This is a genomic window from Methylomonas sp. BG-2, assembly GCF_057766305.1.
This window is the reverse complement of record NZ_JBYMAP010000027.1, coordinates 1-19,560: the sequence shown is the minus strand read 5'-3', so window position 1 is coordinate 19,560 and position 19,560 is coordinate 1. Positions and strand designations below refer to the sequence as shown.

The 19,560-nt window shown below is 53.9% G+C and carries 25 protein-coding genes; 5 read left to right on the top strand and 20 right to left on the bottom strand.

All coding sequences use genetic code 11. The features are described 5' to 3' along the window. Window positions 1-13: 13 nt before the first annotated feature. Both AC3B8H_RS04305 and AC3B8H_RS04300 read left to right on the top strand, forming a co-directional pair. The gene (locus AC3B8H_RS04305; RefSeq protein WP_488440386.1) at window positions 14-1,129 is read left to right on the top strand and encodes a VWA domain-containing protein; all 1,116 of its coding nucleotides are present in this window, start codon (window positions 14-16) and stop codon (window positions 1,127-1,129) included. Between the two features lies 1 nt (window position 1,130). Beyond that, entirely contained in the window at window positions 1,131-2,933 is a 1,803-nt protein-coding gene (locus tag AC3B8H_RS04300; RefSeq protein WP_488440385.1) for a hypothetical protein, read from the top strand. Between the two features lie 297 nt (window positions 2,934-3,230). Here AC3B8H_RS04300 and AC3B8H_RS04295 read toward each other — a convergent pair whose 3' ends face one another. From AC3B8H_RS04295 to AC3B8H_RS04240, 12 genes are all read right to left on the bottom strand, one after another. Next, complete coding sequence (locus AC3B8H_RS04295) at window positions 3,231-3,869, bottom strand: hypothetical protein (RefSeq protein ID WP_488440384.1); 639 nt, start codon at window positions 3,867-3,869, stop codon at window positions 3,231-3,233. Window positions 3,870-3,923: 54 nt separating this feature from the next. Next, complete coding sequence (locus AC3B8H_RS04290; RefSeq protein ID WP_281023433.1) at window positions 3,924-4,247, bottom strand: H-NS histone family protein; 324 nt, start codon at window positions 4,245-4,247, stop codon at window positions 3,924-3,926. A 74-nt stretch (window positions 4,248-4,321) separates the two neighbouring features. After that, complete coding sequence (locus tag AC3B8H_RS04285; RefSeq protein ID WP_488440383.1) at window positions 4,322-4,549, bottom strand: WGR domain-containing protein; 228 nt, start codon at window positions 4,547-4,549, stop codon at window positions 4,322-4,324. 92 nt (window positions 4,550-4,641) lie between these two features. Further along, window positions 4,642-5,379: a PRTRC system ThiF family protein gene (locus AC3B8H_RS04280; protein ID WP_488440382.1), complete on the bottom strand. Its 738-nt coding sequence runs from the start codon at window positions 5,377-5,379 to the stop codon at window positions 4,642-4,644. A gap of 48 nt (window positions 5,380-5,427) precedes the next feature. Continuing rightward, window positions 5,428-6,057, bottom strand: coding sequence for a PRTRC system protein A (locus AC3B8H_RS04275; protein WP_488440381.1), 630 nt, complete (start codon window positions 6,055-6,057; stop codon window positions 5,428-5,430). Window positions 6,058-6,067: 10 nt separating this feature from the next. Further along, the gene (locus AC3B8H_RS04270) at window positions 6,068-6,355 is read right to left on the bottom strand and encodes a hypothetical protein (protein WP_488440380.1); all 288 of its coding nucleotides are present in this window, start codon (window positions 6,353-6,355) and stop codon (window positions 6,068-6,070) included. After that, the gene (locus tag AC3B8H_RS04265) at window positions 6,355-6,849 is read right to left on the bottom strand and encodes a hypothetical protein (RefSeq protein ID WP_488440379.1); all 495 of its coding nucleotides are present in this window, start codon (window positions 6,847-6,849) and stop codon (window positions 6,355-6,357) included. The genes AC3B8H_RS04270 and AC3B8H_RS04265 overlap by 1 nt, the downstream gene beginning before the upstream one ends. After that, window positions 6,842-7,960, bottom strand: coding sequence for a hypothetical protein (locus AC3B8H_RS04260; protein WP_488440378.1), 1,119 nt, complete (start codon window positions 7,958-7,960; stop codon window positions 6,842-6,844). The genes AC3B8H_RS04265 and AC3B8H_RS04260 overlap by 8 nt, the downstream gene beginning before the upstream one ends. A gap of 5 nt (window positions 7,961-7,965) precedes the next feature. After that, window positions 7,966-8,157 carry a hypothetical protein gene (locus AC3B8H_RS04255; RefSeq protein ID WP_488440377.1) on the bottom strand — a complete coding sequence of 64 codons (192 nt, stop codon included), beginning with the start codon at window positions 8,155-8,157 and terminating at the stop codon, window positions 7,966-7,968. Next, window positions 8,135-8,350, bottom strand: coding sequence for a PRTRC system protein C (locus AC3B8H_RS04250; RefSeq protein ID WP_488440376.1), 216 nt, complete (start codon window positions 8,348-8,350; stop codon window positions 8,135-8,137). Before AC3B8H_RS04250 ends, AC3B8H_RS04255 begins: the two co-directional genes overlap by 23 nt. An 11-nt stretch (window positions 8,351-8,361) precedes the next feature. Continuing rightward, window positions 8,362-8,793 (bottom strand): PRTRC system protein E, encoded by a 432-nt coding sequence (locus AC3B8H_RS04245; protein WP_488440375.1) that lies wholly within the window; start codon window positions 8,791-8,793, stop codon window positions 8,362-8,364. 2 nt (window positions 8,794-8,795) lie between these two features. Beyond that, entirely contained in the window at window positions 8,796-10,736 is a 1,941-nt protein-coding gene (locus tag AC3B8H_RS04240; RefSeq protein ID WP_488440374.1) for a PRTRC system ParB family protein, read from the bottom strand. Window positions 10,737-10,988: 252 nt separating this feature from the next. Here AC3B8H_RS04240 and AC3B8H_RS04235 point away from each other — a divergent pair, with 252 nt between their 5' ends. Continuing rightward, window positions 10,989-11,234, top strand: coding sequence for an AbrB/MazE/SpoVT family DNA-binding domain-containing protein (locus tag AC3B8H_RS04235; protein ID WP_488440373.1), 246 nt, complete (start codon window positions 10,989-10,991; stop codon window positions 11,232-11,234). Next, window positions 11,234-11,581: a type II toxin-antitoxin system PemK/MazF family toxin gene (locus AC3B8H_RS04230; RefSeq protein ID WP_488440372.1), complete on the top strand. Its 348-nt coding sequence runs from the start codon at window positions 11,234-11,236 to the stop codon at window positions 11,579-11,581. Before AC3B8H_RS04235 ends, AC3B8H_RS04230 begins: the two co-directional genes overlap by 1 nt. A gap of 467 nt (window positions 11,582-12,048) precedes the next feature. Here the strand turns inward: AC3B8H_RS04230 and AC3B8H_RS04225 are convergent, their stop codons facing one another. The 5 genes from AC3B8H_RS04225 to AC3B8H_RS04205 are packed head-to-tail and all read right to left on the bottom strand — an operon-like array spanning window position 12,049 to window position 15,622. Beyond that, window positions 12,049-12,990, bottom strand: coding sequence for an HlyD family secretion protein (locus AC3B8H_RS04225; protein ID WP_488440371.1), 942 nt, complete (start codon window positions 12,988-12,990; stop codon window positions 12,049-12,051). Continuing rightward, entirely contained in the window at window positions 12,980-13,723 is a 744-nt protein-coding gene (locus AC3B8H_RS04220) for an ABC transporter ATP-binding protein (protein WP_488440370.1), read from the bottom strand. The genes AC3B8H_RS04225 and AC3B8H_RS04220 overlap by 11 nt, the downstream gene beginning before the upstream one ends. Before the next feature lies 1 nt (window position 13,724). After that, entirely contained in the window at window positions 13,725-14,861 is a 1,137-nt protein-coding gene (locus AC3B8H_RS04215; RefSeq protein ID WP_488440369.1) for an ABC transporter permease, read from the bottom strand. After that, complete coding sequence (locus AC3B8H_RS04210; protein WP_488440368.1) at window positions 14,854-15,087, bottom strand: helix-turn-helix domain-containing protein; 234 nt, start codon at window positions 15,085-15,087, stop codon at window positions 14,854-14,856. The genes AC3B8H_RS04215 and AC3B8H_RS04210 overlap by 8 nt, the downstream gene beginning before the upstream one ends. A 7-nt stretch (window positions 15,088-15,094) precedes the next feature. Beyond that, window positions 15,095-15,622: a DUF2975 domain-containing protein gene (locus AC3B8H_RS04205; RefSeq protein WP_488440367.1), complete on the bottom strand. Its 528-nt coding sequence runs from the start codon at window positions 15,620-15,622 to the stop codon at window positions 15,095-15,097. A 149-nt stretch (window positions 15,623-15,771) separates the two neighbouring features. Between AC3B8H_RS04205 and AC3B8H_RS04200 the strand changes: the two genes are divergently transcribed. Further along, window positions 15,772-17,190, top strand: coding sequence for an efflux transporter outer membrane subunit (locus AC3B8H_RS04200; protein WP_488440366.1), 1,419 nt, complete (start codon window positions 15,772-15,774; stop codon window positions 17,188-17,190). A 553-nt stretch (window positions 17,191-17,743) separates the two neighbouring features. Here AC3B8H_RS04200 and AC3B8H_RS04195 read toward each other — a convergent pair. Genes AC3B8H_RS04195 through AC3B8H_RS04185 form a run of 3 tightly spaced genes read right to left on the bottom strand, consistent with a single transcriptional unit; the run spans window position 17,744 to window position 19,493 of the window. Then, window positions 17,744-18,103: a hypothetical protein gene (locus tag AC3B8H_RS04195; protein ID WP_488440365.1), complete on the bottom strand. Its 360-nt coding sequence runs from the start codon at window positions 18,101-18,103 to the stop codon at window positions 17,744-17,746. Further along, window positions 18,100-19,284 (bottom strand): DUF1173 family protein, encoded by a 1,185-nt coding sequence (locus AC3B8H_RS04190; protein ID WP_488440364.1) that lies wholly within the window; start codon window positions 19,282-19,284, stop codon window positions 18,100-18,102. Before AC3B8H_RS04190 ends, AC3B8H_RS04195 begins: the two co-directional genes overlap by 4 nt. Further along, window positions 19,281-19,493, bottom strand: coding sequence for a hypothetical protein (locus AC3B8H_RS04185; RefSeq protein WP_488440363.1), 213 nt, complete (start codon window positions 19,491-19,493; stop codon window positions 19,281-19,283). The genes AC3B8H_RS04190 and AC3B8H_RS04185 overlap by 4 nt, the downstream gene beginning before the upstream one ends. Window positions 19,494-19,560 lie beyond the last annotated feature (67 nt).

The window sequence follows — 19,560 nt, the reverse complement described above, 5'->3', positions numbered from 1 at the left end:
GGGAGCAGACGTCATGGCAAGCAATCTCGAACAACGCTGGCGTCTGGTACTCGGTCGTTTCGCCAACAAGCATTTAGGCTCGGTGCCGTTAAACAAGCAGCAGAGCCAACAAGACCAAGTGTTGGAGCAACTGTATAAAAAACAATTGGAGCGCCGCGGCTTGCGTACTTCCGGCACCTTGGACGATTCCCGCCTACAGGTGGTCGATTGGCTGCACCAAGCCGACCGCCTGTTTCCGAAAACCGTGCGGGAAAAAATTCAGGGCCATGCGGTACACGAATTCGGCATCAAGGAATTGTTAAAAAACAAGGACTGCCTCAGCAACTTGACGCCCAACATGGCGTTGTTGAAGCAGTTGCTGGCGGTACGGGCTGAGTTAAGCCCCGAGTTGATGCAGGAAGTCAGGCGCATCATCCAAACCGTGGTCGACGAATTGCTGCAACAACTTCAACCGAAATTCAACCAAACCTTCAGCGGAAGATTGAATCGCCATCAAAATTCGCCGCAGCCGGTGCTGGCCAACCTGGATTGGGCCAAAACCATACGCCGCAATCTCAAGTATTACGATCGGCAACGGCAGTGCTTGCTGCCGCAAACCATCTATTTCAGCTCCCGTAGTCAAAAGCATTTACCGTGGCGAGTCATTTTATGCCTGGATCAAAGCGGCTCGATGATGGATTCGGTGATTTACAGCGCGGTAATTGCCGGGATATTGGCGCGATTGCCCTGCGTCGACCTCAAGCTGGTGTTGTTCGACACCAACGTCGTCGATTTGTCGGCCAAGGCGCACGATCCGGTGGAAGTATTGTTGTCCAGCCAAATGTGCGGCGGCACCCATATCGCCAAGGCATGGAGCTACTGCCAGCAATTGGCCGAGCAACCAAGGCGCACCGTAATCGCCACGGTCAGTGATTTCGAAGAAGGCGCATCGCCCAGTGCACTGTTGCGACAAGCGGCGCAGATGCTGGAAAGCGGCATCAAAATGCTCGGCATTACCGCGATGGCGGCAGACGCCACGCCTTTTTACGACCTTGCGACGACCGCCAAGCTGGGGCAATTGGGCATGGAGATCGCATCGTTGAGCCCGGACGTGTTCGCCGATTGGCTGGCCAAGACAATGGAGCTGTAGCGTGTTCAGCATTGAGCAATTGGAAATTCTCAGCAGTCCCGGCTTGGTACGGCGCGCAGCGAAATCTCTGGAGAAAACCAAGGTCGAATGGACGGCCAAGGAAAGCGATGCCTGGCAATTCGATTTCGAAAGCCAGCAAGGCAAAATTTTGCCGGCGCGCATCGAACAGAGCGTTTGCAACTGCCCGGCAACCGGTCTGTGCAAGCATATCGTCGCGGCGGCCATCGATTATCTCAACCAACAAGACCTGCAAAGCTTTACGCCGCCGGTTTTCGACCACGGCCAATTATTCAATAGCGCCGGTAAAGCCGCGTGCCGCCAGGTTTATCGGCTGTGGCAAAGCGGGGCTTGGCCGCAAGCCGAAATCCGCGTCGCCGAGCGTCATGTCGAAGTCAGCTGGCCAAAACAAAAAGCCGTCATTCGCCAAGGCCAAGGGCTGGATGCGGTGCTGTGCGAATCCGGCGCAACCGCGGAGCGCTTGATCGCCGCGCTGCTTTACCAGCCGCCGCCCGCTTGGCCGGACTGGTTGGAGCAGGAGCGGCAAGAGGAGCAAAGCGAACGCCAACTGCAGCGCGAACAATTACGTGGACTTGTCAAAGCGCAAGCCTGCGTCCTGTTGAAAACAGGCATCAGAAACCTGCAACCCGCCAACCTGAGCGAATTGGAGGGCCTGGTACCACTGCTGAAAAGCGGCGGCGAGCAACGTTTGAGCAATGCCGCTCTGGCTTTGCAGGAATGGGTGGAGCGCCGCAGCCAAGCGCAGGGTTTGGACCCGAGTGCGGAGATGTTGCAGCAACTGGCGTTAATCTATGCACTGGCGGATACGACTTTGCCGTCGGCGGAGCGGGAGGATCAACATGAAACGGAGCTGCATCTTTTGTGTCTCGGCGGCCATCAATGGCGCACAGTCAGCGGCGCGTTGGGACTGAATATGCTGTTTCTGGCCGCCGACGGGCGTCTTTTCAGCGCCAGTCTGGCGCGTAGCGGTAAAGGCCAGGGGTTCAGCATTGCCGACGCCTGGGGAAACCGTAGTTTATGGTCCGGCGCACCGATCAACCAACACTTGGCGGGCCGCTATCTGCGCTTGCAAACGGTGGCGTACAACCCGCGTAACGGCCTCAGTTTAAGTCAAAACACCGAAGCCAAACCGACCGGGGACACCTTCGAATGGGTTTATACCCAAGACTGGATGCAGTTGACCGCGTTGCCCGAATACGGCTATGCGCTGCTCAAGGTCAAGCAATGCCTTTCGTGCGACTTCGATGAAACTCGGCAGCAGTTGCTGCTGCAGCTGGTCAACGATAAAAACCAGTGGTTGTTGATCCGGCAACCTTATACCGAAAGCATGTCCGAACGCCTGGTGAACTTACAAAGCCTGAACAACGCCCGGGACTTTTATCTGGTCGTTCGCCATATCATCGCCAACAATTCCCATCAATTCGAAGCGCTGTGCGTTTACCGGGAACACTGGCAGTCGCTCGATTTTCAAACGCCGGAAAAGCACCGTCTCGACCTGCTAACTCGCCTGATCGGCGGCTTCAAAAATCGACCGTTCGAACAAGCCGCCGAGCCGCCACTGGCGGAACTCTGCCGAAGCGCGTTGGAAGCCTTGCAGGACTACCCCCATTGTTCGGCAACCCGTCTCGATGCCTTGGACGCACAATTTGCCGCTTTGGGCTTAGAGGCATTGCAGCAAAAGTTGACCTTAGGTCGACAGCAAGCGGAAACCGTATTACAACTAATCTACCTACTCACGCTAGCTTACCGCTTGGCAAACGGATGGCCGGTGGTCGAAACAAGCTAAGTTGTCCACGCCTCTTTCCAAACCGTCTCCATGGTTTCGAGTAGCTTGTCGAAATAGGCATCCGCTTCAGCCGCCGAGAGGAGGAATGTTGGCGTTGCTGTGAAGTAAGATTTGAGTTCACTAAGGTTATTGTCCCCGGAAATGCACAAAGCTACCGTACTGCCTACGCGTAGTGCGCATGAAACTCCCTGAAAGGTGAAATTTTAAACCACTTCGAGGGAATATAACCGGCTCGAAAATACCTTCCCAATCCCAAAGTTTGGCAACTCTAAGGTGACGCTATTTTAAATAGTCGAGTCAATTAAGATAATTGGGCTTATTGTCGCGAATGATGTGGCCTTTATCATCGATGCGCCCTTCCTTGCGCAAGGTTCTAATGAGCAAGCTCCGCAAATAGGCATTCATCGCAATTTTCCGGTTTTCGTCGGTTAGATCGGTCATGTCAAGCTTGCAATTGCGGCCTTTTTCTTGGCACAAATCAGCCCGGATTTGATATTCCGGACATTCATCGAGAAACTGGTACCGATCGCCGCACAGAGCGCGCATTTGAAAATATTCGCCGGTCGTCAAAAACTCGCGTTCTCTCAGAATCTGCCCCCAGATGCGTTCGTCGAGTACGACGCCGGCGGGCGGCGACTGCCGAAAACAGGGCAATTTCCCAACGGCGGCAACATCCAGATCGCCGTCGTCCAGGTTATCCCCCATATTGAACCGAAACCCCGGTGTATACGGCGAATAGGTCCGCCAAGGATAGCGGCTATGGGTCGGGTACCTGGGGGTCACCGCATACAGGCTATCGGCTCGTTCCCGGCAGGCCGCGTAATTCTTTGCCTTATCGTCGGCATCGGGTTTTAGCGTAATATGCGACGCGCAACCGTTTAGACCCAGCCAGACGATCACGCCGATCGACACCAAGAACGTGCGGCATCTGGTCATACGTCGATCTTTACGCGTATCGGGACCCATTGCACCGCGCATTGACCGGATATCTCATATCGCAAACTCTGCTTTGTCCCGCCCGGCCTCCAGCAATGCCTGCATCCATTTTGGCGCCACGCCGCGACCGGTCCAGGTTTGAGCGGCATTGGCCGGGTTACGGTATTTGGCCGCGACCTTACTGTTGCTGGCGATCGAACCCTTGCCGGAAATCTCGATCAATTCCACGGTGACCTGGATGGAGTCGGCTAACTCGCGAATTTGGCGAATCACGTCCTTACGCTTCTCGTTGATTCTCGCCTGAAGTTCTTGATTCGCGTTTTGAATAAGACGGGTTAATTCAGCTTCCGATTTACTTTCAAGTTCAAACACAGACATTACATTTCCTTAGATCGATAACAGTTAAAAAAACAGATTGCATGTTGCCACAATCCTTTCAAAGCGGAAAAAGCCTAGCAAAATATTCCCACTAATAAATAGCCTCTTTTTTGTTTTGCGCTGAGTAACTCATTTTTAGCCGTGACCGCTTCCTCTTCCGAATGATACCAGTTAGAGCGCACGGTTCCCGGCGATCCCACCCGGCCCCACTCGCGCACCAACGACCAATTGTCAAAAATACCGGGCGAAACCGTCAAGGCATAGAATCGATGGACATTCGATGCCTCATCGTGACGTTCCATATAAATATCGCACATTAGAATCTTTATTCATGGAATAAACGAGCATCATACTATACGATAAAACCGGTTCATAGTCATTGTCCGAGAAAGAATTAGACGATATTAATCGGTATCTGCGAGCCTTTTGTAATATCAAGATAAGCTCCTTGCCAGTTTAATCCACCTTGTCTGACCAAGCCCCAAATCAATTGCATCGCCACATTGGCGATCGCCCGGTTAATCGGTAATTCTTGGCTGGCTAATGCTTCTTCCATACTGCAAGACGGCGTATTGTGATCCTCCATGCCCTCCAATTCCGGGTGAAAATCGAATACGGATGGCAACGTGATGGGATTCTCGGCGTGATGCGATAAACGACTTAATATCACTTGCCCGGTGTGCGACCCATTCCCGGTATCCAACCAAAGCGTCCGGCAATATTTCGAACGGCACGCTTGGCTCAAATCGGCTCTAAATTGCGCCACGTCCACGCAGGTAATCACCAGATCGAAGGCTTCCGGCTTATCGCGTCCGATACCAAACATGTCCGGGATACCGACCCAATCCTGGCCGTACAAAAAATTAATCCGCTGGATGGTTAATACCGCCTTGTTATGGCCCAAATCGGCCGGGTAAAACGCTTGCCGGCCGATATTGGGCCGCTCGACCCGATCGCCGTCCCACGCGGTCACATGGAAGCCTTCATGGCCTAATTCGCGGATCGCATAATCGATCCTGGCCAAACTGGTCAACACTTCCGATCCGGTGCCGCCGATACCGATCAACGCGATTTTCACGCGCTTATCCAACCAGTCCGTCGGCGTATAAAAATTAAAGTTCGTTTGACTCATAGTGACCCCATAAAATCGTCCTGCGAATGGTCAAAGCCATCGCCTTTGTCATTGGAACAGTGATCTGAAATCCACGCCATCGAAGAAATGTCCGTTCACGTTCATTCGGGACGCGTAGCTTTTTGGCCCCTGGCAGTGGCCGATCACGCCGGCCACGTAAAAGCCTTGTTGGTCGGATAGATCGTCGGTTTCGGAGAAGTACGCGGGATGAAGTCCGTGCGAATGCACGTCCATAACGAGCACGGCGTGGCTGGGTATCCGATTGCGATACGACACATGCCCCGATCCGACGCTGAGGATCGCCGGCTCGAACAGCGCGTAGCGCTGCTGAACAACATCCCAAATCACCCAGCCCGCCCATTCGTTGGGGCCCGCCGATGTGGCCTTGTACTCAATGGTTTCCAATATCGGTCTCGGTATTGGCCCGTTTCGAAGCCGAATCCCTGGTTCACCCAGCGCGCCGTAGGGCAATGGGATGATCGAGCGGGCCACCGGGAGCCTGACCTCGAGCACCTCATTCACCGCTTCCAGCACCACGCCTTCCTGGCCCATCACAAAGCGGTGCTTGCCCAGCGCCGGCGCCGGCAGCTTGTCACCGAACAGCGGTTGCAGATAGGTCGGCGTTTCGCCAAATAAAATCCGGTCGCGCGGATCGGTTAAATAGGTATCCGTTATCATCGTTGGCGATCTAGGCGTGCCGGCTGATAAAATCCGTGACCGACAGCTTGAGCGGATTGAGTGCGCGGTTCGGGAATCGCTCCACGGGTTGCCGGGCCAAGTCCGACCAGAATCCAAAGGCGTCCTTGGTTTCGACCACCCGCTTTGGCTGCCCTGTTTTCAGACTGTGCGGGTGATTGACGTGGGTGAAGGCCGATTCGAACATCACCGCTTCCCAGGCCGGTAAGCTGCCGCCATCGCAATAGCCCGGCAACGGCGCATTGCCGGTACACACCCTACCCTGTTGATCGACATTCATCAGCGGCGCATGGTAAAGCTTCGAGCCGGCGGCAACCGGCCGGCAACCGGCCGGCGACTGGCGAGCGCGGCGACCGAGAGCTGTCCATGACTGTTTGCCACCATCAGCAAGCGCGGCCAAGGCACCCTCAGCGTTTGCGGCGACAAGCCTACCGGTTTAAACAACATGGGCCGCACCGCCGCCGGCGTGGTCCAGGCGATATGGGTATGGCTGACCGACACCACCGACGCGGGCAATAATTCCGCCTTCCTGGCCGTGCGATTCAGGATTTCCCGAAGCAAATTTTCCAGGTCGTTACGGCCCATTAACCGGCCGGCGCCCACGGTCGGCTGGCCGTCGCCATCGTTAAAAAAATCGTGCGCAGAGGCGATCAGTTGGCTTGTGCCGTTTCTGTAGGGGTCTGCCCCCTGGTGTTTCAACTCGTGAATGACGATGGCGGTCCACGGTTGAATCCGGGCGGACGGTTCGACGCAGTGTGCAAAAAATTCAGTCATCGTAATCTTGCTGTTTGAGTTCAATGATTTCGGCCAACCGCAGTAAACCTCGCGCTTTAGCCAGTATCCGCAGTTTCTCAACGGTCGCGTTTAATGCAAGCGGGTCTACCACCATGTGACTCATCGGCGTTTCGCCGGCATTGGCAATATCTTCGTACAGCTGAGCGACGAGTTCTTCCTCCCAGTCGAAGCCAAAACCCACCGCATGACCGATGCCAATCCCGCAATCGCTATAAAAAAAATCAGCCTCGAAGATCGAAAACTCGGGCGGATGGCGCCGCTTAATGTTTTCGACAAACCGACTAAAGGCCAAGGTTGCGGCAATGAACGGCCACCAGGGGTGGTCGACATAGGCGGCTTGCGTTTTATGGGCTTTAAAAAACCGGCGTATCCCTTTCAAATCGGGTATGTCGCCGAAGGCCTGTTCGGGGTTGTGTTCGATGATCTGCCGTAGCAAGCCGATACGCTCTTCCAAATAATCGACCTCATCGGTGATTTCGTTGAACGGCGGCCGGCCTTCTTCGAGAAACCGCTCGGCCAACTCCCGATCGCTGCCGGTATCGCCGGCATTGAACGCGTTTTGCAGTGCGGTCAGTTCCTCGTCGAGATAGAACCCCACGCCGGTACGCTGAATGTCGCCGGTACAGAGGCCGATTCCGCCGGCTTGTTGGATATAGTGAAGACAGCCAATCACCACCTTCGCCAGATCCAGCGCTATCTCGACCAAGTTCAACGGCGTGAAACGCGGATTGACCGCCAATACCAGATCGACCTGCTGGTGGTGACGCCCGTCACTCAGGGAGCGATCCCGGAATTCGAAGCTGATCGTTTCGAACGCCTCGTCATCCTCGCCAACCACCGCTTGAGCGAGCGCGTTAAGCTGCCCATCGATCCGCTGCAAGCTTTCCCGGTATAACTCGGTGATGGCTGGCGGTCCGCCAGCAAAGCCGGTGTCAACCTCGTCGAGCGAAACCACCCCCATTTCATGCGCCAATAGGATTGCCGTGCTGTACACCGCTCTGTTTTGCCGGAATAACGCGATTGATTGCTGTTCGACCATCTCGCCGGCCAGCGCGGGTAAATCGAAGTCCAAACGGATTTCCCTGAACATCGGGTTCAAATCAGGGGCAAGGTTCGCGCGTCGACCTGGGTCAGCGCCGAGCGCTTCCCACGGTGCTGTTTCCGAAGTTGGAATAAAAAGCATGGCATCGGCTCCAGTGTCGGGTTGACGTCGGTCGTGGCCGCTTCGCTGGCCCACTGGCGCAACGTGGCGAGGTGATCCGCCTTAGCCTTTGGTCTTAACTTCATGGGTCTTGATGAGAAAGTGCAATTCCTCACCGATCAGTTGCGGCTCGCCCAACTCGGCATGGGCCAGATGCGGATAAGCTTTTTCATAAAGCTTGACCGCTTCGGCGGGCGCTAACGTCGGGTTGGGGTCCTCCAGTCGGATAGCGCCCATTTTAAAGACGCGGGTCGGTCTGATAACGATGGCATCGGTCATATCGGTTTACCTCAAAATAAGCTTTTGCTACCGGGTGAAGGATGGGCACCGACCGCCGCCGTGCCGTTTTCGCGCGGCTCGGCGGTGGCTTCGGTGGGCTGGGCCTCCCCTGCCGTGCTCGGCGCCACCAACGTTGTCGCCGTTTTCCCGGCTTCTTTGATCCGGGATAGAGCCTGACTCAACGCTGTTTTGCCTTCCGATACCCCGCCCACGTATTGCAACAAAGAGGACGGAAACTCCCGGTCCAGATTCGCGGCGGTATCGGTGACGCATAGCGGCATCGACAGTGCGGCTCTGACCTGTTCCAATTGCGGGTCGTCGATCGCGGGTTCCGGTCCCTTGAAACAGGGTTGAATTAATACCGTCAAACGATCGCCTTGCCGGCGGATGGAGAAGTCGATGCGTTCCCCATCGCCCAAGATTGCTTCGAACTGTGCAAACATGGTTAAACCTCTAATTCAGGGTCGAGTGTGTAGCCTGGGCTGGCGATGCGCTCGTCGTCGTCATCGAACCAGTCCAGCTCAGTGGTATCGTTGGTCGCCTGCAACCCTAAAGCATCAATGGTTGTCGTGACCGCGTGCGTGGCGTTGGTAACGGCGACGGATTTATCCTCTCCCAGGAATTGGATAACGCAAGCCGGGACGAATCCGGCAAAGTCATAGCCGCAACTGAATACCTCATCCAATATCTCGCCATTTTTCTGTTTCATCAGATTGGCGAAGGTGTTTTTCTCGTTGAGGCCTTCGTAATATCGGACAAACCACACCCCGTTGCCATTGACCGCTTCCCGTAGCAAGCCCTCCATCCCCGTTTTGGTAAAGCCACTGAGAAACTCGCGGGTCACGATAAAGGCTTCCTGGAGCGCAATTCCCATAAACCGGCATACCCCGGCCGAACCCATCGCCCACCCTTTGCTCATTGTGGTATTCGTCCGTTCATGCTGTCCCAGCAAGTGCGTCAGCATTCGCTCGTTGAAGGCCATCGCTTCTTCAACGCTCAAGCCACCGAAGGCGTTGATGAAGTCGCGTAGGTTGCCGAACATCGGCCAACTGGCGGACTTCGTTGCGGGATCGGCCGGCAAGGCCTCCTTGGGAAAGGTGCTTTGTATCAGTCGGTACAGGGCAAAACTGTTAACCAACAACTTTGCATGCCGGTGTTGGCCGATGTGCTGGGCGCTGGTATCGCGGAAGAAACCTTCGATGTGTTCGAGCACTTTACCCGGCGGGGCGGCACTGGTTGCGGTGGCTGGCTTTTTAGCCGGATCGCTTGGGTCCGGGTGACCCGCCCCGGTCGCTACGTTTCTGGCCGCCTGAGCGCCTGTCCTGGCCTTGGAGGAAGTTGGCGGTAACAAGCTTTTCTGATAGTGCTGAACTTTTTGAGCGTGGCACTCCAGCTCAAAACAACAATCTTCGGTGACCTTCCCCGGTGAATCGGGGTTGGTCGACAGCAACGCCCCGAAATGTTTGCATTGGCGGCAACCGGTTTCCAACTGTGTTTTACCGACCCCGGTTTGTCCCAATTGCATGACGACCGTGAAGCTGTGGGCCGGCTTTTCGGTGTCGACGAACACGGCCGCGAACCGGTCTTGCAGATCGCGCTTTCGCATTTCAACCGTGTCCTGAATTTTTTGGTTGAAGCAATCCGGGTTGGCGCATCGGCCTTCTTCAACATGCTCATCGAACAACGTCGCTTGCAAACGCGAATTGTGATGACAGGCCGCACAGTCGGCGGTATCGAAAATCGCGCTGGCCAACGGTCTGGCAAATTGGCTAAGTCGCACTTTCAGTTCGGCCACCGAATAGTGATGCTCGAGCAATTTCGCCAAGGTCGCATTTTGAAAGTCGGTAGGCAATTGGCTGAGTAGCTCGGCATGGCCCAGTTTAATCGTCCGTGCCGTCAGGGCATTCAAGACCTCTGCGGAGGCGTGTAACAGCAGCAACCTCCCCTCGAACTTTTGAGCGGACCAGCCTAACAACCGTAATGCTTCCGCTCTATCGCCCCCGCAATCGCTCAGCACCTGTCTGGCGGCGATCGCTTCCTCCCCTGGACTCATATCGGCTCGCTGGGTGTTTTCAATGGTGGCCAGCAGCCGTGCCTGCTTGTCATCCAGGTGACGCACCACGGCCGGAATGTCGGACAGTCCCGCCGCGACGGCGGCCCGATACCGCCGCTCGCCGGCCACAACCCAGTACGTGTCCCCGCCCGGTTGGGGTCGGACGATAATGGCTTGCAACACGCCTTCGGCTTTAATCGATGCGATTAATTCCTGCATTTCGTTGTCGCAAAAATAAACTCTGGGATTAAACCCCTCTTGAATTGAAATACTATCCAGCGGCAAATACGTTAAATTCGGTAATTGGATCGCGTTGGATTTTGCGCTTGCCATTGGTCTTCTCCTATTGCATGAATTAAGGTGGTCAGTGCTTTTCACGAAAAAAACATCGCACGGATAATTGAATATGCAATAGCCAAACTGCCGGTATTAACAAAGGGATACGAGGACCTCATCGAATCGTCCTTTACGCGTCATTCGGCCATGCTATGGTCTGAAACGAACGAATGCGGCGAGGATTGTGTCCTACTTGGATAAAACACACAGTCCTACTAGAATAGGACGCGTGTTTCATAGGAGATTCTGATGCGCCAAACCCTACGCAAAGCCGGCGGTTCGCTCGTAATGACAGTGCCGAAGGCGTTTGTCGACCAGAATGGCCTGGGTGAAGGTTCGCAGGTGGAATTGCATCTGATGGGCCGAAAGATGACCGTCGAGGCACCCACTCGGCCGCGTTACAAGCTGGCTGACCTGATGGCTGAAATGCCGGAAGGACTCCCGCGCGTTGAAGGCTGGGATGACATACCCACGGTCGGGCTGGAAAACGGTTGATGGCTTATCTACCTAATCGGGGCGACATCGTGCATCTGGCGTTCGACCCGTCATCCGGCCGGGAGTTGAAAGGCCCGCATTTCGACTTGGTTCTGAGTGGAAAGGTCTTTAACCAGCAAGGCTTGGCAATGATTTGCCCGATTTCGCAGGGCGCCGCTGCGGCCGCTCGGACTTACGGAACGGTGGTGACGTTGTCGGGCGCAGGCACCGACACGCAGGGTGCCGTGCATTGCCACCAACTGAAGTCGTTGGACTGGCGTGCTCGTACAGTGCGCCTCAAAGAAACGGCGCCGCAACAAGTCGTCGATGAAGCCTTGGCCAGAATCGAAGCAATTTTGTTCGAATAGGCCATCGAAACGTCGGCTGGCCACAGGGTGGTCTGTTTGCGAAATCCAGCCAGAACCAGCCACCGGCTCTGCTTGAAAACAGTCACAGATTCCGACAAGAAATGTCAGCCGTTAAGAGCAGCGAACTGGCGCTATCGACCCAAAGCGGTAGTTGGCAACGTGATTATTTAATGCTCCTAAGCGGACGCACAAGCAAAGCAAGTGCCATTTTATATAATGCGAATTATGCGGACAAAGGGCGAAGCGGAAGGCGAACCCACGCTGTTTGTCCGGATAATCCCACGCATTATGTAACTTGGCATTAGGCTAGCCCATAAGATTTGTCAGGATGCACTCCCGCAAGGGTGTGGGGATGAAAAGCATTTAATTTGTTGGGGTTCGCAAGCCCACACACAACACGCCTGCCTTCGGCAAAAGAAAATAGATTAGGCGGAAGAATCTTGCTAATCAATAAAAAATATGAACTGCTATAATCGCAAAGCACCCAAGTTGAGTTGGTTATTTGCGCCGATTTTGACCAACACGCGCTGGCCGATACGCACGGCGTTGTCATCCAGCGAAATAACGGTATCGACCACGCGCACATCTTGCCGCTCATTTGGGTCGTCGCCTTGCTTACGCTTGCCAAACATTTCGCCGATGCGGATTACTTTGCCGCGCCATTTCTGATTTGGGTTGGTTTCAGAAATGATTTCAGAAGGCATTCCCACCTTCACCGCATCAATGAACTGCTCGTCAATGTCTGCGCGGACGATGCGGGCATTTGCGGGTGCGAGCTGAAACAGTTCCGTGACGTTAAGGGTTGACAACCCCACCCCAGGCTTGGCGCTACGGCTAATAATCCGGCCAGCAAACGGCGCACGGATATTGCGAACTTCAATCTCAAATTCTGCTTGCCTTAGCTGCGCCTTGGCAACCAACACGGCAGCTCTGGCGGCATCCAGTTCTGCTTTCTGGCTTTTGGCATCGGTGCGTTTATTATCGGCAATCTGTTTAGAGACGGCCCCTTCTCTGGCGGCGTTAACGTAGCGTACTTGATCGCGTTTGGCGAATTCATAGCGGGCTTCAAGCAGACTGACTTGGGCGGTTGCGCGTTGCAACTCTGTACGTGCCAACTCCACTTGAATTTCAGCTTGCCGTGTATCTTGCTTGGCTAGGATCTGGTCTTTTTTTACCTCGGTGCCTTCTTCTACTAACACTTCTTGGATAATGCCATCACGCTGGGCGGCCAGCTTGATAACCCCGCCCTCCACGTCGACACGCCCTTTGGCTACGGCAACATAAGCCGAATCGTAAGCCTTGACCTGCTTTTGCCCTTCATTGCCTGGGGCTTCTTCAAACATTAAAAATATTGCCGCAGCAACCAACACCAGCAAACCGAAAAAAAACAGTCTCTTCTTAGTGATCATACGCGTGTTCCATGGATTTGAATCTTGCCGCCATATCTTTATCAGGATGTGTGTCGGAATGAATCATGCCATCTTCCATCGATAGTACGCGGTCGGCATGGGCGATCAGGCGCTGGTCGTGGCTTACGCACAAGACTGTCGTGCCTTTTTCGTGCGCCGTATGTTGCAGGATATCCACCACATTCTGCCCGCTGACTTTATCGAGCGCAGAAGTCGGTTCATCGGCGAATAAAATCTTGGGCTCCTTTGCAAGCACCCGTGCAATGGCAACGCGCTGTTTCTCCCCGCCAGATAATTCCGCTGGACGCAGGTGCATCCGTGGCGCAAGCCCGACATGGCTAAGCGCCTCTTTCGCTTTTTGTTCGGCGGTGTGTTCGTCCAAGCCCAAATATTGCAACGGCAAAATCACTTGTTCCAGTGCAGACAGTGAAGGGAATAGGTTGAAGCCCTGAAAAATAAACCCGGCATTTTGCAAGCGGAAATCATCCATGCCATCATCATCAAGCACCGAAAGACGTTGCCCTAGTACACTTATATCCCCACGGTCTTGCCGATTCAAACCGGACAGTAGCGCCAGCAACGTACTTTTACCGCAACCGGAAGGGCCAATGATAAGCGTCATTTCACCCGGATAAATTTCAATCGACAAACCTTTCAGGACGGCAATCGTGATGCTGCCAGTGGTAAAAGACTTGGCTAAATCTTTAGCGATAATAGAAGCTTGCTTTTGCATATTATCTGAGCAGAGCCGCCGGATCAGCCTTTTTGAGTTGCCTAAGTGCAAGCAAGCCAGAAAACAGCGCCACTGCCATCACTGAAATAGCGACCAACAGTACCAACGAGAAATTCAAGCCAACCGGCACGTAATTTACCTGCGCGAGCCAAATGAGCGAGAAACTCAACACAAACGAAATGATCAGGCCAACAACCCCAACCCAAAGCGATTGCTCAAGCACCACGAACTTGAGCTTGACAAACACCACGCCAAGCGCTCTGAGCGTTGCGTATTCCTTGATGGCGGCGGCAACAGCGGCCATTAATGTTTGGCTAGTAATGACCGTACCGACAACCATGGCAATGATAGTGGAAAATAAAAAACCAATGCCCGCGCCGGATTCAAACAGCCAGAATAATGTACTCATCATCGAGAATTCATCTTTTGTCCATATCTCATAGCGCTTGAGGGAGCCGGTGGGCTTCAGTTGATCGCGGACGATTTCAGCGTATGCAGGGTTTTTCAGCTTAACCACAAAATAGGCGACTTCATCGCTGCTTTTCAAGCTGGCATCCAGGTTGCGCACGGTGGTTATGGAAGCAACGACATTGACTCCGCCCAAGGCTTTAAGGCCTTGGGTAAGCGCTACAATTTTGACCCGGTTTCCGTTAATTTCTGCATAATCACCGACGGTTGCATTCAACTTCTCTTGATCTGCTTCATCAATCAGGATGCTGTTGGGTTCGTTGAGCAATTTTTTTGCCTCTGGCGTTAATACCTCCCGCATGACCAAGGAATCGGCATGGGTGAGGACACCGATCAGGAACACAGCAACCTTGCCATGCCCCGGTTGCCGCCACTGACCCTGCCCCCATTGGAACGCTTCGACCTGCTTAACTTCTGGGTGCATGTGCAAAAACGCCTCGACATCATCGCTCACAGGCTGGCCTTGGTCGATGGACATTGTGCCAGGAAAGCCCACCCACAAATCCGCCCCTGTTTTGTCTATGTACACGGCGGTAGTAGCGAACATACCGATCATCAGCGCCGCCTGCACCAACACCAGCAACCCAGAGAACGCCACGGCGAAAATGGCAGGCAAATAGCGCCGCCATTCATATTGCAAGGAAGCGCGCGCCAGCGAGACTTTAGCCATCTTCATCCTCACCTTGTGGGCCTGGGTTATATTCCAAAATATCGCCCGGCTGGCATTCTAAGGCTTCGCAGATACAGTTAAGCGTGGTGAACCTGATCGCACGGGCTTTGCCGGTTTTTAGAATCGAGAGGTTTTGAATTGAAATGTTGGTGCGCTCCGATAATTCGTTCAGGCGCATTTTGCGTTTGGCGAGCATGACATCTAAATTGACGATAATGGTCATCATCGCCCCCTTACACGGTCATCTCTGCGTCTTTGTGCAATTTGATGGCGTAAGCAATCACCAGTCTCAGCGCAAGTATCACCCCGCCCAGCGCCAGTAAGACCAGTTCGAGATAGAAAGAAGGGTCCCAGTCTTTGAGATCGCCGATTTTATTCAGGCTGTAAGCGACGAGGTTGTACAGCGTAATCTCAATGAAAGGCCAGGCCATCAGCACAAAAGCAATACTTTTCATGATCTCGAGCGTACTCTCGACAAACATCTCGCCTTGGCGGAATTTGCGGATCAAATGGTGGATAAACGCCAACAGCAGCGCATAAAGCACGATGTTGATGCCCAGGTAAATACTTGCGAGAACTTTACCGGGCAGCGAGAATTCTTTAATTGGATGCGCGCTGCATTCGTCGCCGGTCTCGGTGAAGTAACCAAACTCAAACACCCAATAAAGCCCATAGCAAAGGGTGATGGGAAACAGCACCCACAAGATGCGGCAGAACAGGTCCAATCGTGCAAATAGCTTTAGTTCTTGAGGTTTCAGCATGGTCATGCTCCTTAGTATCAATACTATAACGGTAAAAAATTAGGATTTCAATAAATATTTAATGATAAACATTAATTAACTAATTATTTGCGATAAGTTTGTGGTATAAGTATGCATAACTTCACTACCCACAACAGTTGGACATTGTTATGCGTTTACTGACCCCCATCATTATTTCAGTAGCACTTACGGGTTGTTCTTTACTCCATAAGTCACTGCCTGTGCCTGATAAATCCGTGCCGGACAAATTTATCTATGGCTTACAAGCGACACAGCCACCGCAAAAATCTCAAAGTTGGTTGGCTGCGTTGCATGATCCCCTGCTTGCCGACTTGATTGCCAAGGCTGAACATCAGAATCTTGGACTAGCCGAGCTCAAAGCGCGGCTGGTTGAAGCGGAAGCGACTCAAACAATTGATACCAGCACGCTGTTGCCACGGCTTGATGGTCAGGCAAGTGCTGATATTAATCATCGCCTTGGGCGTAAGGAAACCAACATCAACCCAAGCACGACACAACAAGGACGGACCTCAGGGACTTACACACTGGCCGCCAAAGCCAGCTGGGAAGTGCCGCTGTTTGGCCGTTATCAATCGGTGGTGGACGGGGCCAAGGCAAATGTTGCCTTGGCCGAAGAAGACATCAAGGCCGCCCAGCTTATCTTACGTGCAGAAATTGCCAGCGCTTACATCCAGTTACGAACCGCGCAGCAACGCCAGCAACTCATCAAATGGATTACTGATATTCAGGATCAGCTCGTAAAGTTGACCAAAGTAAGGCTTATTAATGAGCTTGCCAGCGCGTTTGATTTGGCGCGCGCCGAGCAGTCTGCAACGCAGACCAAGGCGCAACTGCCACAAACACTAGAAGATGAAGCCCGTGCCAAGCTACGCTTGATGGCGCTGTTGGGGCAAACCACAATGGATGCAAGGTTGGATAAGCCCGATAATTTACCTGCCCCGCCTACTGTCAACATTAATATAACGCCTGCCAATTTACTCCGTTTGCGCCCGGATGTACGCCGCGCCGAAGCCGCTGTGCTTAGGCAATCGGCAGAGCTTGGCGTCGCAAAAGCGGACGTATTCCCACGGTTGACGCTAGAAGGCAGTATTGCCCTCAACGCCAATCTCGTGGGGGTTTCCCTGGTGCCTGGCGCAGGCGGCGTCGGCAATTTCGGGCCATCATTGACCGTCCCGCTCTTCGATTGGGGCCAGCGCTTTGCCAAGGTGGATGCGCGTTACGCGGGCCTGGTAGCTGAGACAGCACGCTACCGCCAAACCGTGATTAATGCCTATGAGGAATCGGAGGCAAACCTCAATGCCTTGGCACAACAGCAAGCACGACTGGCGCTAGCCGCCAACTCTGCCACTCAGGCAGAACAAGCCGCCAAGCTCGCCAATGTTCAACAAAGGGAAGGGTTGATTGATTTGTTAGAACAGCTCTTAGTCCAAGAAAGGTTGCTGTCAGCCAAGCAGGAAAAATTGGATGCCGCACAATCGGCGCTAAATGCCTACATTCAACTGCATCGTGTTTTTGCGGCGGGAGAAACTTTGTATGACGGAAGCTAAACAACTTGGCTTCGGTCATTCGTTAGTTTCTTAAAACTCAAACTTAAGAAATTGTTAGGGAACCTCTGATTAATGCTGTTTTTCAAGAAAGATCGATGTGCAACCCATTGATTTTTAGGCACTGAAATTCTAGATAACGAATTAATCAGCGGTTCCTTAGGTTAAAATTTACACACATTTTACCGAAGTGATTTGAATCATCGCTATACTGACCATATTCTTAGCAGACTGAGCCAATATTTCAAAATCCTTTGCCAACCCGCCGCAATTCCATAGATAGACAAGTAAACCTCCTCTCTATAATCCAGCGTGTGGGAAGCAATGCCATGTCAAACAAAACACCGGCCCCAACAACCCAGTTCTACCGCCCGCTAAAGTCTGCTTGGCCTTGTTTGAACGTCAGCTTCCGGGAAGCCTGAACGGCTGCAGTTGGCCGTACCCAGGCGTTCAAAATCTGTTTGAGTTTTCGGAAGTGATGGTGGTTTTGAAGTTGGAATCAGTGGCAGCTTTGATCGGAATCCACACTGTTCCATCCCGGACTCAGGTTGCTATCTTAATACTCGTCGGCCACCATAAGAATCCGATCCACCCAATAAAACACCCTGGACTCGACGTTCGGAGCAGAGCACGCCACGGCGGTTTCCATCACCGCTCCGCCGTCACCGTCGGTCACCGACCATTGCGCTACTCCGGCGCCGCAAACCAACTCGATTCTAAGCCAGGGATACCGTGCGGAGAGGGGTAACAGATCAGACACCACCGCCGCCAATAGTCCGGTTAAGTCGGTCGTTTCGATCCAGGCTTTTACGCCGGCGGTCACCCGCACAGGTTGGAAGTTGCCGACACAAAACCATCCGCCATCGTCCGGCGCGGAATGCAGCGTTACCACGCCGATGATCGTGTCGGTCCTCATACCTCGCACAAGGCCGGTTGCAGGGGATCCCAGATCAGCGACGGGGTTCGGCTCTCGGCGATGATGTCACGCAGCGCGGCGGTTGATTCTTCGTGGGCAGCGGTATCGACCACGTAGACCGCGCTAGGCGTGTCGGTATCCACCAGCACCGCCGCCGCCAGCGATTTTGATCTGGCCAGGTTGTAGCGCAGGCATTTTGAAAATGAACGGCCGTGAGCCACCAAATAGTCAATCAAAGCCAGTTCCTCGGCCGTCTCGAACGGAATCCACTGCGAAGAAACATTCATCAGACTGAGCTGGTCGATTTCCGGATAGCCACCCAGCCGAATCGAGAACGTAGCAATGACCATCAGACGGCAGGTCTCATTACCCCGCCACAACAACCATTCCGTATCGAACTGCTTGAGTACGCGCTTGTAGGTCTGATCGTTCAGATAGAACGAGTACTCCGGCAGGTGTTTGATGATGAGCTTTTGCCCGAATCGGGCCGGCTTGACCTCCTTGAGTTCGCCGATCAGCACACGAAAGCGGTTGAGGTTGTCCGGATACGCCAAGTCCTTGGCGATTCGGGCGTTGATCTCGTCCTTTTTGTCCAGGCTGAAGGTTTCCGGGATAAACACCAACCGATCCAAGGCCGTCGCTTTGGCGACTTTGCCGGCACAGGCTTCGAGTAGGGCTTTGCGCAGCCCATACCAATTGCGCCGGGATTCCGCCGCCGGCGTCCAGCGCTGCCAACCGCTTTGTTCCCATAGATAATGCAGCAAACCACGCAGGCCGAGCTTGGCCTCGGACGCCTTGATGCTGGTCGGCTTAGTCGCTTCCTCGCCCTCGACAGGCGCGACCGGCGTTCGGCTTTTACCCGGCGCCAAACGAAAATCGAATTTCAATTGGGTGATGCCGGTCTCGAGATTGTCCTTAATAGCCGATCCGTATACCTGGCCAAGACCGGACAATTCCGCCGGCGGTTCGTAAGAATCACAGCCCGGATGATGCCGCTCGCCGGAATTAGGCATCCGTTTCAGCCAATAGCGGTCGTAGGCAAAGGCAATATACAGCTCGACACCCTGAGCGGTGCATAAACACAACGGCCGTTGTTGGTTGGCGTAGGCCTGTTTCAAGATCGTCTGGAGGTGGGCGTGGTCCTCGGTGAATTCGATCGTTCCGACGCGATAATGACTCATGGTGCTTCCTGAATGATTGAACGGTCGGCAGCGTCGTCGGCGTAGTGGCCCGTACCGCACACCGGGCAAGCGACATCCGGATGGTGGTAACCGGGATCGCAAAAAGGGGGTTTGACTCGACGGATCTTGAAGGGCTGGGTCTCGCCGGCCGATTCGGTCTCGGCACCGGCCGTTGAACTAGTCTGTTCGGCATGTTCCATTGGGCTCATCGAACCGTTCCTCGAGGCCGTCGATAGAGGTGCATCCCATGAAACATGGGATGCGTTGGTAAGTTAC